The sequence below is a fragment of the Exiguobacterium sp. s5 genome, from assembly GCF_018618075.1.
Classification (GTDB): Bacteria; Bacillota; Bacilli; order Exiguobacteriales; family Exiguobacteriaceae; genus Exiguobacterium; species Exiguobacterium mexicanum_A.
In genome coordinates this window covers 37,944-52,432 of sequence record NZ_JACSLK010000004.1, presented here as the reverse complement: position 1 = coordinate 52,432, position 14,489 = coordinate 37,944, and the positions used below count along the sequence as shown (strand labels likewise).

At 50.8% G+C, this 14,489-nt stretch carries 16 protein-coding genes; 7 read left to right on the top strand and 9 right to left on the bottom strand.

The window, feature by feature from the left end:
* Window positions 1-73 precede the first annotated feature (73 nt).
* Window positions 74-517: a hypothetical protein gene (locus tag KNP60_RS09360; RefSeq protein ID WP_029596418.1), complete on the top strand. Its 444-nt coding sequence runs from the start codon at window positions 74-76 to the stop codon at window positions 515-517.
* Between the two features lie 56 nt (window positions 518-573).
* On the opposite strand, the gene KNP60_RS09355 is transcribed toward KNP60_RS09360, so the two are convergent.
* The 5 genes from KNP60_RS09355 to KNP60_RS09335 all read right to left on the bottom strand — a co-directional run bounded on the left by KNP60_RS09355 (window position 574) and on the right by KNP60_RS09335 (window position 7,282).
* Window positions 574-1,941: an alkaline phosphatase gene (locus tag KNP60_RS09355; protein ID WP_214797343.1), complete on the bottom strand. Its 1,368-nt coding sequence runs from the start codon at window positions 1,939-1,941 to the stop codon at window positions 574-576.
* A gap of 174 nt (window positions 1,942-2,115) precedes the next feature.
* Window positions 2,116-2,766, bottom strand: coding sequence for a FusB/FusC family EF-G-binding protein (locus KNP60_RS09350; protein WP_214797342.1), 651 nt, complete (start codon window positions 2,764-2,766; stop codon window positions 2,116-2,118).
* A 132-nt stretch (window positions 2,767-2,898) separates the two neighbouring features.
* The gene (locus tag KNP60_RS09345; protein ID WP_214797341.1) at window positions 2,899-3,165 is read right to left on the bottom strand and encodes a CD3324 family protein; all 267 of its coding nucleotides are present in this window, start codon (window positions 3,163-3,165) and stop codon (window positions 2,899-2,901) included.
* A gap of 275 nt (window positions 3,166-3,440) precedes the next feature.
* A complete protein-coding gene (locus KNP60_RS09340; protein WP_214797340.1) occupies window positions 3,441-6,215 on the bottom strand; it encodes a glycoside hydrolase family 3 protein in 2,775 nt (924 codons plus the stop codon).
* A complete protein-coding gene (locus KNP60_RS09335; protein ID WP_214797339.1) occupies window positions 6,212-7,282 on the bottom strand; it encodes an alpha/beta hydrolase in 1,071 nt (356 codons plus the stop codon). Before KNP60_RS09335 ends, KNP60_RS09340 begins: the two co-directional genes overlap by 4 nt.
* Before the next feature lie 114 nt (window positions 7,283-7,396).
* On the opposite strand from KNP60_RS09335, the gene KNP60_RS09330 reads away from it, so the two are divergent.
* Together KNP60_RS09330 and KNP60_RS09325 are read left to right on the top strand one after the other, a co-directional pair.
* On the top strand, window positions 7,397-7,759 hold the full coding sequence (locus KNP60_RS09330) for a hypothetical protein (protein WP_214797338.1): 363 nt from the start codon (window positions 7,397-7,399) through the stop codon (window positions 7,757-7,759).
* A gap of 109 nt (window positions 7,760-7,868) precedes the next feature.
* Window positions 7,869-9,314 (top strand): DEAD/DEAH box helicase, encoded by a 1,446-nt coding sequence (locus tag KNP60_RS09325; RefSeq protein WP_214797337.1) that lies wholly within the window; start codon window positions 7,869-7,871, stop codon window positions 9,312-9,314.
* Between the two features lie 207 nt (window positions 9,315-9,521).
* Here KNP60_RS09325 and KNP60_RS09320 read toward each other — a convergent pair whose 3' ends face one another.
* Together KNP60_RS09320 and KNP60_RS09315 are read right to left on the bottom strand one after the other, a co-directional pair.
* A complete protein-coding gene (locus KNP60_RS09320) occupies window positions 9,522-9,950 on the bottom strand; it encodes a hypothetical protein (protein WP_034780350.1) in 429 nt (142 codons plus the stop codon).
* A gap of 24 nt (window positions 9,951-9,974) precedes the next feature.
* Window positions 9,975-11,168 carry a DUF4317 domain-containing protein gene (locus KNP60_RS09315; RefSeq protein ID WP_214797336.1) on the bottom strand — a complete coding sequence of 398 codons (1,194 nt, stop codon included), beginning with the start codon at window positions 11,166-11,168 and terminating at the stop codon, window positions 9,975-9,977.
* A gap of 255 nt (window positions 11,169-11,423) precedes the next feature.
* Between KNP60_RS09315 and KNP60_RS09310 the strand changes: the two genes are divergently transcribed.
* Both KNP60_RS09310 and KNP60_RS09305 read left to right on the top strand, forming a co-directional pair.
* On the top strand, window positions 11,424-12,056 hold the full coding sequence (locus tag KNP60_RS09310; RefSeq protein ID WP_214754504.1) for an HNH endonuclease family protein: 633 nt from the start codon (window positions 11,424-11,426) through the stop codon (window positions 12,054-12,056).
* Between the two features lie 19 nt (window positions 12,057-12,075).
* Window positions 12,076-12,318, top strand: coding sequence for a hypothetical protein (locus KNP60_RS09305; RefSeq protein WP_214754506.1), 243 nt, complete (start codon window positions 12,076-12,078; stop codon window positions 12,316-12,318).
* 29 nt (window positions 12,319-12,347) lie between these two features.
* On the opposite strand, the gene KNP60_RS09300 is transcribed toward KNP60_RS09305, so the two are convergent.
* Window positions 12,348-12,821: a peptide-methionine (S)-S-oxide reductase gene (locus KNP60_RS09300; RefSeq protein WP_214797455.1), complete on the bottom strand. Its 474-nt coding sequence runs from the start codon at window positions 12,819-12,821 to the stop codon at window positions 12,348-12,350.
* Window positions 12,822-12,905: 84 nt separating this feature from the next.
* Between KNP60_RS09300 and KNP60_RS09295 the strand changes: the two genes are divergently transcribed.
* On the top strand, window positions 12,906-13,169 hold the full coding sequence (locus tag KNP60_RS09295) for a hypothetical protein (protein WP_214797335.1): 264 nt from the start codon (window positions 12,906-12,908) through the stop codon (window positions 13,167-13,169).
* Window positions 13,170-13,235: 66 nt separating this feature from the next.
* The gene (locus tag KNP60_RS09290; protein ID WP_214797334.1) at window positions 13,236-13,607 is read left to right on the top strand and encodes a VOC family protein; all 372 of its coding nucleotides are present in this window, start codon (window positions 13,236-13,238) and stop codon (window positions 13,605-13,607) included.
* A 58-nt stretch (window positions 13,608-13,665) separates the two neighbouring features.
* Here the strand turns inward: KNP60_RS09290 and KNP60_RS09285 are convergent, their stop codons facing one another.
* A complete protein-coding gene (locus tag KNP60_RS09285) occupies window positions 13,666-14,328 on the bottom strand; it encodes a DUF4230 domain-containing protein (RefSeq protein WP_214797333.1) in 663 nt (220 codons plus the stop codon).
* Window positions 14,329-14,489: the final 161 nt, after the last annotated feature.

The following is a 14,489-nucleotide window of genomic DNA, read 5'->3' as shown; positions in this document are numbered from 1 at the left end:
TGTATACGAGTATTTACCCAACTATGGTTCAGTTCATTGTATTTTTCTGTGCTGATCGTTGAGAGGAGTTTTTATGAACAGTCAAGTTTCAATCGAAGTAGATCTCGACTCTTTAATTTATGAGACACATATCATCGGCAATATTGCCTTCGTCATCGATGCTTATGCTTATTTCCCGGGACAAGGATGGTCTGATTTCGTCGCCGTCGTCTTGAACTGGTGGATTGCTAATGCCCGCGCCCTCTTATTCGCCCCATTGCATGAGACATACTCGTTTCAATTCATGGACGGCCCGATCCGGATAGCCACTAAAAAGGTGACCGCCACAGAAGTTGAGCTCACCTTTGTAGAAGATGGTCATGCTAAGACGCCTATGGGGACTGTATCGCTTGAGGAATTGAAAGATGCCCTCATCAAAGCGACACGTCAGTTCATCAATGCCGTGGATCGACTCGGCTGGAGAAACGAGGACGTCGAGACGTTGCGACACGCAATCAAAGTGCTACATACAAGCTAAATCTAAACAAAAAGACGACGCGGCAACTGTCCGCGTCATCTATAAATCCAATTTTATTATTTGATTTTCCCACGATTTTCTAACAGCTCAAAAATGCGAGCGGCTTGATCCGTGTTATCGATCATGCCCGTGAACTGCTCTTTTTGAGGACCGTACGCATAGACCGGTACGTCGTCCCCAGTGTGACCGTCCGTCGTCCAACCCGTTCCTGAGCGGACGTCGAAGATTTTTTCAATCGCATTGTCAATCTTCGTCACGTCTTTCGTTTCGGCAGCTTGCTGGACCGATTTGATTTCAGCATCCGTCAGCTCAAGGTCGATCCATTCGTTCAAGACGGTTTCCACATCTTTTCCTGCTTCAATCTGTTTCGCCATGAAGTCCGGCGTCCGTTTTGCAGCTTGAATCGCAGCCGGGTCCCAGTTATAGTTCCCGTCCGATCCGATCGAGAAGCCTCCGGTCGAATGGTCGGCCGTGACGATGACCAACGTCTCCCCGTTTTCTTTCGCAAAGTCTTCAACGACTGTGAATGCGTTCTCGAAGTCTTTCATTTCACTCATCGCGCCGACGACATCGTTGTCATGACCGGCCCAGTCGATTTGACTGCCTTCGACCATCAAGAAGAATCCATCTTCGTTGTCCTCTAAGCGATCGAGCGCCGACGTCGTCATATCAGCCAGGCTCGGCTGGCTGTCGTCCCGGTCGATCATCTTGTCGAGTCCGACCTCGGCGAACAAGCCGAGCACTTGTTCATTATTGTCCTGCTTCATCTCTTCTGCCGATTTTACATAGCTATATCCATCTTGTTGAAACTGTTTCGCGATATTGCGGTCCGAGCGTTCGAAGAATTCGGTCCCACCGCCTAGCATGACGTCAATTTTATGTTCCCCATTGATTAAATCATCATAATAATCGTTAGCGATGGCGTTCTCACTCTTGCGCTCTTCTTCGTGGGCACCGTACGAGGCCGGTGTCGCATGCGTGATTTCAGACGTGGCGACGATCCCCGTCGACATGCCGTTCTCTTTTGCCTGCTCGAGGACGGTTTTCACATCCGTCTTATCGTTATCGACCGCGATGGCATTGTTATACGTTTTGACACCGGCGCTCATCGCCGTGGCCGCTGCCGCAGAGTCTGTCACGTTCTCTTCTTCATCTTCAGGATACGTCGACTGTAATCCGACCAAGTGAGGGTCGAATGCCGTCTGCGGCATATCTACCCCTTCTGTATCGTTCATATAACGAAGCGCCGTCGTGTACGGCACACCCATCCCGTCCCCAATCATAAAGATGACGTTTTTCGCCTTGCCGTTCTTTCCTTCTTTCGCCTGTACTTCGGCCTCATTTTGTTGCATCCCAATCAGCCCACCAAGTGCAAGTGTCGACACGACCGCCAATGGAATCACTTTTTTCATCGATTTCTTCATTTCCTTAGTCCCTCCCGAATATGTACTGCGTTTCTAGACTTTTGTAGACTAAAGGAAATTTGTTAAGAAGCTTTTTCAACACCGAGTCAATCCTGTATAGGTTTTGTAAAGACAACAAAATGCGCTTGGTTTTAAGCTCCACAAAAAAGAATCGACGCATGGTCGATTCTCCGTTTACTCTTTTAACGCCGTTTCGACGAACGTCATCAAGGCGTCAAGATTCGTCATGTTCTCGTTGCATGAGGCACTGTCTGTACAAATATACGTCCCAATCGCTTTATAATAGTCAGGATTTTTCGCTTGTTTCGCTTTTGTGATGGTGACACAGTACGAGACTTCTGCCAACTGGTTACAGAAGGCGCAAATATTTTTCTTCGCATTCGAGCTTGCCTTAAGCTCGATTCCCATGAGCTGATGGTCCTTCTCGCAAACGATATATTTCCGATTGGAGCGCAGGTCGTTCCAGCTCATATAAGATATCCGATTCACATTGAGATCATCTCGGTCTGGAAGTCTCAGTTTTTTCTGTTTGGGAAACATTTTTTTCACTTGCTGTACCGACACTTGCGGAAACGACCGGACGTGAGGTCTTAACTCATCTATAAACCCATCATAGGCTTCGTCAGTTTGTAACTTTGATACGTCCAACATGGCAAGCCGAGCTGGTGTCGCTTCAGGAAACAGAAAAGCAATTTTGGCATTTGCCAAATCGATGACGGCTTGTAACACGGAAGACGGTAAACTTTTCTTTCGACTATCTCGAATCGTCTCGACTTGCTCTCGAATGAAATTAAATTGGTGGTTCTCAATAAAACGCTCTTGCATATTCAGTCATCCTTTCTCAATCCTGACTCCTTTCAGTGTAAAGGATTTTGGACGACCCGATTGTACCGACTTTGAATTAGAACTGTTCTATACAAAAACGGTACAGTCGCAAAAAATGCGCTGTACCGCTAGTTACTGTGAAGAGTAGACGATTTTCCGAATGGTCGTGACCGCTAAATGATAGTCAGCGGCCAACTGCTCGACCCGAGTCCCCTTCGCAAAGGATGTTCGAATCGCTTCATTCCGTTTTTCAAGCAGCTGTTTCCCACCACTGACCGTTCCCCAGCGCTTCTTGTCTTGACCGGTCCGGGGAACGTAAAGTGTCTCCCCTTGGACGTATCGTTGAACTTCCTGAAGCAACTTCTCTGGAAGAATCTGTTGCGCATTTACGTACTTCATCTCTGCTCGCTCCTTATAAAAAATCCGACAATAAGGAAGCAAAGCCATTGTTGTAAAAGACTAGATTGCGATCAAATTAACCGTTCTGCCCCATGCAAATGATCGCCTTTGTGACAACTGGCTTTGCATGAGTGATTGAAGACTTAGAAAATCTCAAACGATTTTCCACGTATATGCGCCCCCCTTTCCAATCACAAGATGTTGACTTCATTATACAGAATAGCTCGTGATGTGTGAAAGGCGGCCAGACGTATACGATGAAGCGATCGGGCTCATCAGCCGTTTTTCATGCTGAACGAGTCGACGAGCGTGAACGTGATGTCTTTCACGTCGAGACCGCCGAGCGCGAAGTAGAGCTGCAAATAGTTGTGTTGGTTCAAGAAGAACACTTGCTTCGTCTGCGTCACCCATTCCCCGTCCGTGCCGTTGAACGTGAACGTCGGGCCCGGGATGTTGTTGGCGAACAACGTGACCGGCATCTGGGCGAGTTCGCCTGCGTCCGACTTCGCCGTGATCGTCACGTCGTACGTCCCTGTCTCATTGACCGAGACGGCAAAGACATGCGTGTTCCCCGTCGATGTGTCGGCGTCACTCAAACTGACGCTCTCCCCGTTTTCGAGATGGCGATACGTCACATCAAAGTCGATGGCTTGTCCGGCTTCCTCGTCGAGCCCGATCACCTCGACCGTCCCGTCGTGAATGCCGAGCTCGCGCTCCATCGCCGGTGACTGCAAGACGAAACGACAGATGTTCGCCGCACTACGGAGCAATTCACCGCGCGTGAGCGACCCGGCCGCGAGAGCCGCGCCCGTGTTGTCATCGAACGAGTTCGTGTCCGGACGGTCGACGACCATATACAAGTCGTTCTGCGACTGGACCATCGCCGCCGTGTTCTGACGGTTCGCCGGCTCGTCTTCATGGTGGTTCACTTTCGCCCACCAGTCGGTCATGACGATGCCGTCAAAGCCCCACTCGTCCCGGAGGATACGTGTGTTCTGGTCATAGAGTCCAGCCGTCCAGACGCCGTTGACGGCGCCATACGTCGTCATGATTGATGTCGCCTTGCCTTCTTTGACAGCCATCTCGAACCCTTTCAAGTAAATCTCACGCAGCGCCCGCTCCGAAACGATCGAGTCGATATCGTGACGGTGCGCCTCTTGGTTGTTGGCGCTGAAGTGTTTGAGCGTTCCCGTCACGCCGACGCGATGCATCCCGTTCAATTGAGCGATCGCCATCTTACCGGTTACGTGGGGGTCTTCCGAGAAGTACTCGAAGTTCCGGCCGTTCAGCGGGTTGCGGTGGATGTTCATCCCAGGTCCGAGGAGTGTATCGACACGATTTTTCCGAATCTCGAGTCCGGTCATCTCGAACAGGTCTTCCACCAATTCGACGTTGAACGTCGAAGCGAGGAGCGTCCCGTTCGGAAGGGCGAATGCCTTCGTCCCGATGTCCATCCGGATGCCGGACGGGCCGTCCGCGCAACATGCTGCTGGGATGCCGAGGTCGTTCAAGCGGTCCGATACCCCACCGAACGCGGCGGCCGTTCCCGGTGTCACGCGCGGCGAGTTCATCCCTTGTCCACGGACGATGCAGGCGAGGTCTTCATCCGTCAACTGATCGAGGAACGTCTCGAGTTCGGCCTTGCCGGCGTAAACGTCCTTCAGTGTTAAGCCGTTGTCACCGACGTAGTCGCGCGAGAGCGGACGTTCGGCGAGATAGCGTGCATCGACATCGACCGCACGGAGCGGCGTCGGCACGTATTCGACCAAATAGCCATTCTCACCGACGACCGGCTTGATGCGGTCGAACGGAGTGACCGGGGCCATGTTTTCACTGAGCGTTTCAATGACTTGAAGCGAATCTACATTATACGTAAATACAGGTCGCGCCGTGCGGACGTCCGTCCCGAGGTGAAGCTCGTATGTCCCGGCCTCGAGAACGAAGCTTGATACGTGCCCTGTCGCGCCGTTATCGTCATAGCTCGCGAAGTCCGTGACTGGGACGCTGAGTGTGAGCGTCGTCCGTTCCCCCGGTGCGAGTGTGTCCGTCTTATCGAAGGCGACGAGTGAACGAGCCGGGTTGCCGAGCGTGCCTTGTGGCTTCTCGACGTACAGCTGGACAACTTCTTTTCCTTCAACGGCGCCTGTGTTCGTCACATCGACGGTCACCGTGATCACGCCATCCTGTTCGCTCGCCGTCGCGACGTCGGTCGTGAACGTCGTATACGATAAGCCAAAGCCGAACGGATAGAGCACCGAATCTTTGGCGAACGTCTCGAAATAGCGGTACCCGACGTAGATGTCTTCTTGATAGATGCCCTTGTCCGCATGTCCGAAGTTTTTCGTCGATGGGTAGTCCTCAATCGATTTGGCAATCGTATCGGTCAACTTACCAGATGGCGTGACAGCACCCGTCAAGACGTCGACGAGCCCGGTCCCACCTTCCATTCCACCCTGCCACGTATAAAGGATTGCGCTCGGTTGGTGCGCCCAGTCCATGTCGATGATATTGCCGACGTTCAAAACGACGGCCGTTTTCGCGAATTGTTTGGACACTTTCTCGATCAACGCCTGCTCGATGTCCGTCAACAAATAGCTGCCCGGGTCGGCCGTGTTATCTCGGTCCTCACCGGCCGTGCGTCCGATGAAGATGAGTGCCAAATCAGAAGCTGCGGCCGCTTTTGTGACGAGCTCGTCCGTCACCTCCATCTCTGGCTGCGACCACGGCTCACCGGCCCAACCGACACCCTGGTCGAACGGATTCGCCTCGACCCACGTCTCGTACATCTCAAGAAGCGACGCGTTCAATTGAATGCCTTCTGTCGCCTGAAGCGCCTCGAGCGGACTCGTCACATGCGAGACGTTGACCATCCCGCCTGATCCTGTGCCGCTCTTGTAGTAGTTGAATTGGCTGCGCCCGAATACGGAAACGGTCGTCCCCGCTTGAATCGGAAGCGTCGCGTGTTCGTTCTTCAAGAGGACGGCCCCTTCTGCGACGGCTGTCCGCGCCAGTTGTTTATATGTATCCCAGTTCAATGTGTAAGTCTTCATCGTGTCATCTCCTTCATTCCATTTGCGATTTCGATCATGCAGTCTTCGGCTTGCGGAAAGTCGCCGAGCTTGTCCATAAAGGCGTGGTCCATCCCGCGATATTGAATCAGTCGCGTCGGTACGCCGTCGCGTGCGAGTTTACGCGCGTACGCCTCACCTTCGAGACGAAGGTAGTCGTATTCGGCCGTAATGATCAAAGCGGGCGGTAAGCCGTTCACATCATCCGCGAACAACGGCGACACGAGCGGGTCGGTCAGCTCGGCCTTGCCCTGTAAATAAAGCTGGTTGAAGAATCCTTCATTGTCAGCGAGCGCCCGGACGACTCCACGAATCAAGTCGTGATGATGCTTGATTTCATAGTCGTCCAGCGTCCATTCGTAGTCGTCTGTTGGAATCGATCCTAAATTGACGACCGGATAAATGAGCGCCTGGAAACGAATCATGTTTCTCTCGTTCGATCGGTCGAGTAAGCAACAAGCCGTCGCCAAGTTCCCACCGGCACTGTCACCGGCGACCGCGATGTCGTCGCGTGACACCCTGAGGTCATCGGCACGCTCGTGCACCCATTCGAGCGCCCGGTAACAGTCGTTCAGTCCTGCCGGAAACGGATGCTCCGGCGCGAGCCGGTAATCGACCGAGACGACGAGGGCGTTCGCTTTCTCGGCGAGCAGTTTACACGGGTTCTCGACCGTATCGAGCGTCCCGCCGAAGAAACCGCCGCCATGGAAGAACAGGATGGCCGGTAACGTCTCTTCCGTGCGCGGCCGATACAGGCGCGCCGGGATGTCGCCGTCAGCGCTCGGAATCAAAACGTGGTCTGTCGTGATGTCCATCGTCGTCACGTCACGGTTCGGCCAGCCCATGCTGGCACGGGCCGACGCCAAGTCGAATGACGTTTCCGGCTCGGATGCGTCATACCCTTGGATGACGGCCAATACCCGCGGGTCGAGGTCACCGGTCACATCAGCGTCCGGGACGGGTTTGATGATTGTTTCGACGCCGTCTTGTAAGACGACCTCTCTTGTTCGACTCAACCTTATAAAGAGTCCGTCTTGTTTGTTTGCCATGATTCGTTTTCACCCTTTCTTATACCTACACATAAATCTTATAAGGTGATGATTGCACCCTCATTCTTCCCATGCTACGTTTTAACGTAGATGAGTAAAGGAGCGTGTTCTATAATGTCTCGATGTGTACGTTGTCAAAAAAATCGTGAATGTGTTCAAACCGATGAATTTGGTCACTTTGGTGATCCGCTGAAGTCGTATTGTGCCGAATGTTTCGTCCATGAGGTGAAATCCGGTTTTCACCGGTACGAGATTGGTGACTGTACGGTCTGCCAACAACCTCTTGTCCTACAATATGATGATGAAGAAACGTTTTCGCTTGCCCAAGACGAAGGCTTGGTACACTATGTCTGTCCGGAGCTAAAGGCAGCTTTCCTCCAACAAAATGAGGTGGATATTGAGCGATTGTGGGATTCGCATGATGAACTCATTTTGTATATCATCCAGCCTGACCCGATGGAACCAGACTTTGGCTGAACCACTGCGATTCGCTTTCCTTCATGGATTCGGTCTATAATGGACTGTATTCAAATATGCTATTGAAATTTTCTGAAGCAGAAGTTTTCACTAAAGAATGAGGTTAATTATGAGTAAACAACAATTTTCTGACTATCGCCTAAGCGAAGATATCCAACGTGCACTAGGCATCATGAAATACGAATCACCGACCGAGGTCCAACAGAAAGTCATCCCGCTCGCACTCGAGCGTCAAGACTTGGTCGTCAAAGCCCAAACCGGGAGTGGTAAGACAGCGGCGTTCGGGATTCCAGTCACGGAACTCATCGAATGGGAAGAAAACAAGCCGCAAGTGCTGATTCTCACACCGACGCGCGAACTCGCCGTCCAAGTCCGTGAGGATATGACGAACATCGGTCGTTTCAAACGCATCAAGGCGACTGCCGTTTACGGCAAAGAACCGTTCTCGAAGCAACGTGATGAATTGAAACAGAAGACGCACGTCGTCGTCGGGACACCGGGACGCGTCATGGACCACATCGAACGGGAGACGCTCGTCCTCGATAAAATCGATTACTTGATCATCGATGAGGCCGACGAGATGTTGAACCGCGGTTTCCTCGCTGACGTCGAGGCGATTCTTCAAGAATTGCCGCGCGACCGCGTGACGATGGTGTTCTCAGCGACGTTCCCGAACGACATCGAGCGTTTATGCCAAAAGCACATGAACGAACCAATCCGTGTGGCTATCGAATCGAGCGGTGTCACCGCTTCGACGATCGAACATGGCTTGATTGAAGTGCGCCGTGAAGACAAGCTCGCCGTACTGAAAGATTTGACGGTCGTCGAAAATCCAGACAGCTGCCTCATCTTCTGCCGGACGAAAGAACACGTCGACACGGTGTACAGCGAACTCGATCAAGCCGGTTACTCGTGTGAACGCCTCCACGGTGGCCTCGAGCAAGAAGACCGCTTCGCCGTCATGGAAGGCTTCAAGATGGGTAACTTCCGTTATCTCGTCGCGACCGACGTCGCAGCGCGCGGAATCGATGTCGATAACGTCAACCTCGTCATCAACTATGACGTGCCGATGGAAAAAGAGAGCTACGTGCACCGGACCGGACGCACAGGCCGTGCCGGCAACGCCGGAAAAGCGATCACGCTCGCGACGCCGCATGAAGGCAAGTTCGTTCGCGCCATCGAAGCGTTCATCAAGTTCGACATCCCGGAAATGGATGCACCGACTGAAAGAGAAGTCGCGCGCAACCAAGCCGCTTTCGAAGAGAAGTTGAGCGGACGACGCGTCGTTCGCAACAACAAGACGGCCCGCATCAACCAAGACATCATGAAGCTTCACTTCAGCGGCGGGAAGAAGAAAAAACTCCGCGCCATCGACTTCGTCGGTACAATCGCCAAAATTCCTGGTGTGACGGCAGACGATATCGGTATCATCACAATCAACGACCAAATGACGTACGTCGACATTTTGAACGGCAAAGGCTCACTCGTCCTTCAGGCGATGGAATCAACGCCAATCAAAGGGAAGAAGTTGAAAGTGAGCAAGGCGAAAAAATAATCATCCATCAGACCTCAACGCCTCTCCACATGGAGAAGGATTGAGGTTTTTTGTTGTCCTCACTCGTACCGAAAGCGCTTTCGATAAATTTTAAAAAAATAAGACTTACCGAGAGAACGCTTTCAAGAGCATCATACCGATAACCGTTCCGAAATTCAACTATCCTCACGTGATTGACAAAAAAAGGCTCAGACGAATGTCTGAACCTTAGTCTTCCAAATGAAGAAAATCAAACTTATTTTCTTGGATTGAACTATGACTCGTCTGACGGATGTGCGTCCCATCCTCGACAACATACGTGTATTCCGCGTCCGGTTCTGTTGAGAACGTGACGAACAGCGTGTATGGGTTCATGCTCTCAAAGCCGTCCGTTCCGTAGGGGATGCTTTCAATCGTGACCGTCTCGTCCGGATAGCGCGACTCAAGATACGACTCAAGCGCTACGACGTCTCGATCAATCTGATGATTCATCCAATATGGGCGGACGAGGTAGAACACCCCATAGGTGATAACGTACGCAACGGCGAGCACTCGCATTGCACGCCGCCATTTCCCACGAAATAAAAAGGAAGTGGCGACAATCAACAAGAGGATGCCGATTGCCGTCATCCATTCAAAGATGTCTAAAGGGTGCACCCGCTCGCCTCCGTCCGTTTAAAGTCAGTCCAACAGTTCTTCCGAAATCAATTTGAACCCTTCGATTTCTGTATCCTCTTCTAATTCGATCAACAGGCATCGTTTCCCTTTCACGTTCACTTGCTTCACGTACTTCAGGTCTTGCGGACTGATCGAGATATTGGCGACTTTCGTATTGATTTTAATCGACTTCGACGTGTATTTCGGGACGACGCTGCTCGCCTTCATCTCATATTGCCGGTCGTCGACGACTTGTTGGAACGCCTGCTCGACCTTCTCCGTCGTCACATCCTCGACTCCGCTCGCCTTCAACACGATTTCGACGGTACGGGCGTCAATCATCGGCACGCTCTCGTCCTCGTCCTCGCGTTCCTCTTCGGCGAGAATCATCTGATTGATTTCATCATAGACAGTGGCGAGCGTCCCGACGTTCACTTCTTCGCCGATGACAGTTTTGACGACCTCCTCGAACATCGCCTTTTCCTCGACGGCCGTCACGATCTCGGTCCCGTTCAACACGTTCTCGATGAAACCGAAGTCCGGTTGGTGTGCCTTCTGCGCCGCATACAGGATATGGTTGACGTCGGCCGCATTGTCCGTGAAGCACGGGAACAAGAAGCCGCCGACCGGGGCGTCGAGCTTGATGACCGGGTTGATAAAGATGTTCGATTTGAACTCTCGCTCGATATAGTCGAACACGAGTGACTGTTTCGGGAGCTCGGTCTGGTTGATGCTGCCGAGAATGAACCGCGATGTCCATACCTCGTCACGCATATCGATTTCCGTCTCCTCCGAATGGCGACGCGTCGGCTTATTGTATTTGAAGCGGATGAACGTGATGACCATGTCTTTCTCGAACGGTGCGTCCTGCACCATCTTGAGTGCGACCCGCTGCATCATGCCGGCCCATTCTTCGATGTCGTCTGTCCGGAGTGCCTCATACAATAACGTTTGCGTATGATCGGTCTGACCTGCTTCTGGATGCTGAAACTTCACTTCGAACAACTTCTCGTCAATCTTGCCGCCGAGCACTTTCTTGAAGTTGGCGAGGAACAGCTCTTGATGCTCCTGCTCGACGAACGGGAACGAGCGCAACTCCTCATGGAAAATCTCGTTGCTGTCTTGGCGAATATAAATATTATAAATGTCAGCGATTTTGACCGCTTCCGCATTCAACTTGAAATGCTTGCGAATCGCCGCGATGTCTTTTTGATTCATTCATCCCAACTCCTTCGTCCTTTACTACAAACCGCCTTCATTATACCAATAGTTGGTGCCTACGCGTATGTCAGTAGTGCTAAAGCCGGGACGTCTGATGTCATGTATCATGTCCCTGACCTCAAGTTTTATAATCGTTAGATTCATTTTTCGTAAATTTGCGTATTTCTCACTTCCTTGCCATGTATATTCGAGGTGCATCGTGCGTTTACGATGCACCTCGTCCAGTCGTCATACATAATAGGAGGCACAAACATGCTTAAAAAATGCATCAGTTCGTTATTCGCCATCATCTTGGTCATCACAACGCTTCACTTCACGACGCCAACCGCTTCGGCGCTCCCACCAGGTATCCCATCTAAGTCAATGGCGTTATCTAAATTAAACGCCTTGACGGTGAAAAATGAAGGGTCGATGACCGGCTATAGTCGTGACTTGTTCCCCCATTGGAGCAGCCAAGGGAACGGGTGTAACACGCGGCACATCGTCTTGAAACGCGACGCCGACTCGGTCATCGATGAGTGTCCGGTCACCACCGGTAAGTGGTACAGTTACTATGACGGCATCACATTCACATCAGCGTCTGACATCGACATCGATCATGTCGTACCTTTGGCCGAAGCGTGGCGCTCAGGCGCAAGCAGCTGGACGACGACGAAGCGTCAAAGCTTCGCCAATGATTTGAATGGGCCGCAGCTCATCGCCGTCTCGGCCAGCTCGAACCGTTCGAAAGGGGACCAAGACCCGTCGACATGGCAGCCGCCACGTACCGGTGCGCGCTGTGCCTACGCGAAGATGTGGGTCGAGACGAAGAGCCGTTGGGGCCTCAGCCTCCAATCCACAGAAAAGACGGCCTTGCAAACGGCCATCAATGCTTGCATCTATTGAGTTTTGAAAGGAGTTCGCTATGAACCAGCACTCTTCAGTATTTAAAGCCTCCCACGGCGTCATGACCGAGGAAGTCGGCGTCATCAGTGGAGAACTTGAATTACGGACGACATGTCAGGAAGACGGCACGCTCGAGCTCGCCATCACGTACGTCGGGGCGGCCGAGTGGTATACGTTACCGGGGAAAGATTACAAACTGCATGACGTGCGTGACCACGAGGTCGTGCATCGCTTGCTCGTGAACGTCCTCGAGCGCGCATAACAAATGAGCCGACACGGCATCGTGTCGGCTCATTGTTTGTACTTCTCTAATAATGTCTTCGGGATATGGCAGTAATCGTCCGGACATCGCTCAAGCCTGTCTTGATGCTCGTCCGCGCTTCGGATGTAGTTCGTGAGCGGTAATACCTCGACCGCGATTTGCTTCGCATCGCTCCGACTATTGATAAACGTGCGCGAGACTTCCAAGTGGCGCGGGTCGGTACTATAGACGCCGGCCCGATACTTTTCGCCGACATCTTCGCCTTGACGATTGACGCTGTATGGGTCGATGATTTCAAACAAGTACTTCATTAAATCCTTCATCGTGACGATGCTCGAATCGAACGTCGTTTTGACGCATTCGGCGTAGCCGTCATATTTTCCATCGAGTGAATCCGTCGTCCCATTCGCTCGCCCTGCTTCTGTCTCGACGACGCCCGGTAACGTCTTGATGAACGCTTGGACGCCCCAAAGGCAGCCCCCTGCTAAATAAACGGTTTCGATGAGTCTCACTCCTTGTCTGTCAGGTTTAGGAAATCCTCGCTATACTATCGTTATACATGATTATATCCAAAAAGGAGTACCATTTTGAAAACAATCAGACTCGCTCTTCTCCTATCCGCAGCACTCCATGTGATGTACATTATCGCCACGTTCGGGATTGGCTTCATCCGCACGCTGAACTACGAACCCGATATCATCGCCGAGGCGGATAACGTCACCATGTTTCAAAACGAGGTGGCCATTGGGACGACCGGTTCACCCTTCTATTTGGGATTCACGTTCATTGTCCTAACCGTCATTTTGGCGCTCGGACTATTCATAGTTCAACGGATCCGCCAAACTCGTTAAACAGGAAGGGAATCCAGGATAAATTCGCTACACTCGTGATAGAACCTAATTCAGGAGGGATGTCGTTTGAATCTCATTCAGCAAATCAGACAAATCTATGTGCCGGTGCACGACTTGGATCGCGCGGTACGTTTTTATCGGGACACGCTTCAGCTTCCGCTCTTATTCCAGGCAGACAACCTCGCCTTTTTAGAATGTAGCGGTGTGCGGCTCATGCTGTCGCGTCCCGAAAATGAAGATTTTGCGAAAGCGAGCTCTGTGCTATATCTCCAAGTGAACCATCTCACTGAGGCGTATGAACAGCTTTTGGCGAAAGATGTTCAGTTTATCGACGAGCCGCACCTCGTCGCGAAAATGGAGAATCTCGAGACGTGGATGGCTTTTTTCAAGGACTCTGAGGGTAACACGCATGCGTTGATGAGTGAGATTGTTTCGTGATTTGACACCAAGCAAAAAGGAGATCTATAGCATCACTGTTTAGATCTCCTTTTCTTTATTATTCAAAGGTTACACTTACCTCATAACCAAGATTATCGAAGAAGCCAGTCAAAAATTTTTCGGCATTTTGTTCCGCTGTAACTAATAAACCAATCTCAACAGCCTCATCTTTAATATTTTTTTGTGCCTTTTTCATTAAATCGGTCCCCTCGTCAAATGTAACTTCTCCACGAAGGAATCCTTCATCTGAAACATAAGATACGTCATTCATTACGATTGCCGGTTCTTGAAGAAAACTTGCCTTGGGTAAGACGATATCTAATTTCTTTTCCTCTTCATTAACGTCAATGTCTTCAGACGTTATTTCTTTCAAATCAACTCCTGCTATGACTGTACCAGGAACAACGAGTAAAATTTTTTGTTTTGTTCCGGCTAAATTAAATGGCAATTTTATGCCTAACAACTCATTATTCTCTTCTTCAATAGTTGTCTCGATATGCGCTTCAGCCGTTGCAAGCGTCGCGATTTCACGAATTTGATTAACTGTCACAGAGCTTTTATCCTTAGATGCATTTCCAACGAAAAACCAAGTTGCCATTGAAGCGAGAAGTACGATAAGAAATGCACTACCTATAATTGTTCCGTACCATTTTCTTTTATTAGGCTCTTGTTGTTTTGATGTACGTGCAAATTGTGATGACTCTTCACTTCTTTTGTCCATTCGATTTTCCTCCTGCACTATTAGTGGTTTTCGTTTTGGCCACTCACGGATTCAACTTTTCTTCTTTGAAATCATCAATGATTTGTCATACAGTAATTTGAAAATTTGATACTAGATTTTGTATGTAAACATTTAAATATCTATGGATAAATCATACTATT

Coding starts and splice junctions, on each gene's coding strand:
- KNP60_RS09335 (WP_214797339.1), bottom strand. CDS start 7,282: ATGGCAAACAAACAAGACGGACTCTTTATAAGGTTGAGTCGAACAAGA.
- KNP60_RS09315 (WP_214797336.1), bottom strand. CDS start 11,168: ATGAATCAAAAAGACATCGCGGCGATTCGCAAGCATTTCAAGTTGAAT.
- KNP60_RS09340 (WP_214797340.1), bottom strand. CDS start 6,215: ATGAAGACTTACACATTGAACTGGGATACATATAAACAACTGGCGCGG.
- KNP60_RS09305 (WP_214754506.1), top strand. CDS start 12,076: ATGAACCAGCACTCTTCAGTATTTAAAGCCTCCCACGGCGTCATGACC.
- KNP60_RS09310 (WP_214754504.1), top strand. CDS start 11,424: ATGCTTAAAAAATGCATCAGTTCGTTATTCGCCATCATCTTGGTCATC.
- KNP60_RS09285 (WP_214797333.1), bottom strand. CDS start 14,328: ATGGACAAAAGAAGTGAAGAGTCATCACAATTTGCACGTACATCAAAA.
- KNP60_RS09330 (WP_214797338.1), top strand. CDS start 7,397: ATGTCTCGATGTGTACGTTGTCAAAAAAATCGTGAATGTGTTCAAACC.
- KNP60_RS09325 (WP_214797337.1), top strand. CDS start 7,869: ATGAGTAAACAACAATTTTCTGACTATCGCCTAAGCGAAGATATCCAA.
- KNP60_RS09355 (WP_214797343.1), bottom strand. CDS start 1,941: ATGAAGAAATCGATGAAAAAAGTGATTCCATTGGCGGTCGTGTCGACA.
- KNP60_RS09345 (WP_214797341.1), bottom strand. CDS start 3,165: ATGAAGTACGTAAATGCGCAACAGATTCTTCCAGAGAAGTTGCTTCAG.
- KNP60_RS09350 (WP_214797342.1), bottom strand. CDS start 2,766: ATGCAAGAGCGTTTTATTGAGAACCACCAATTTAATTTCATTCGAGAG.
- KNP60_RS09360 (WP_029596418.1), top strand. CDS start 74: ATGAACAGTCAAGTTTCAATCGAAGTAGATCTCGACTCTTTAATTTAT.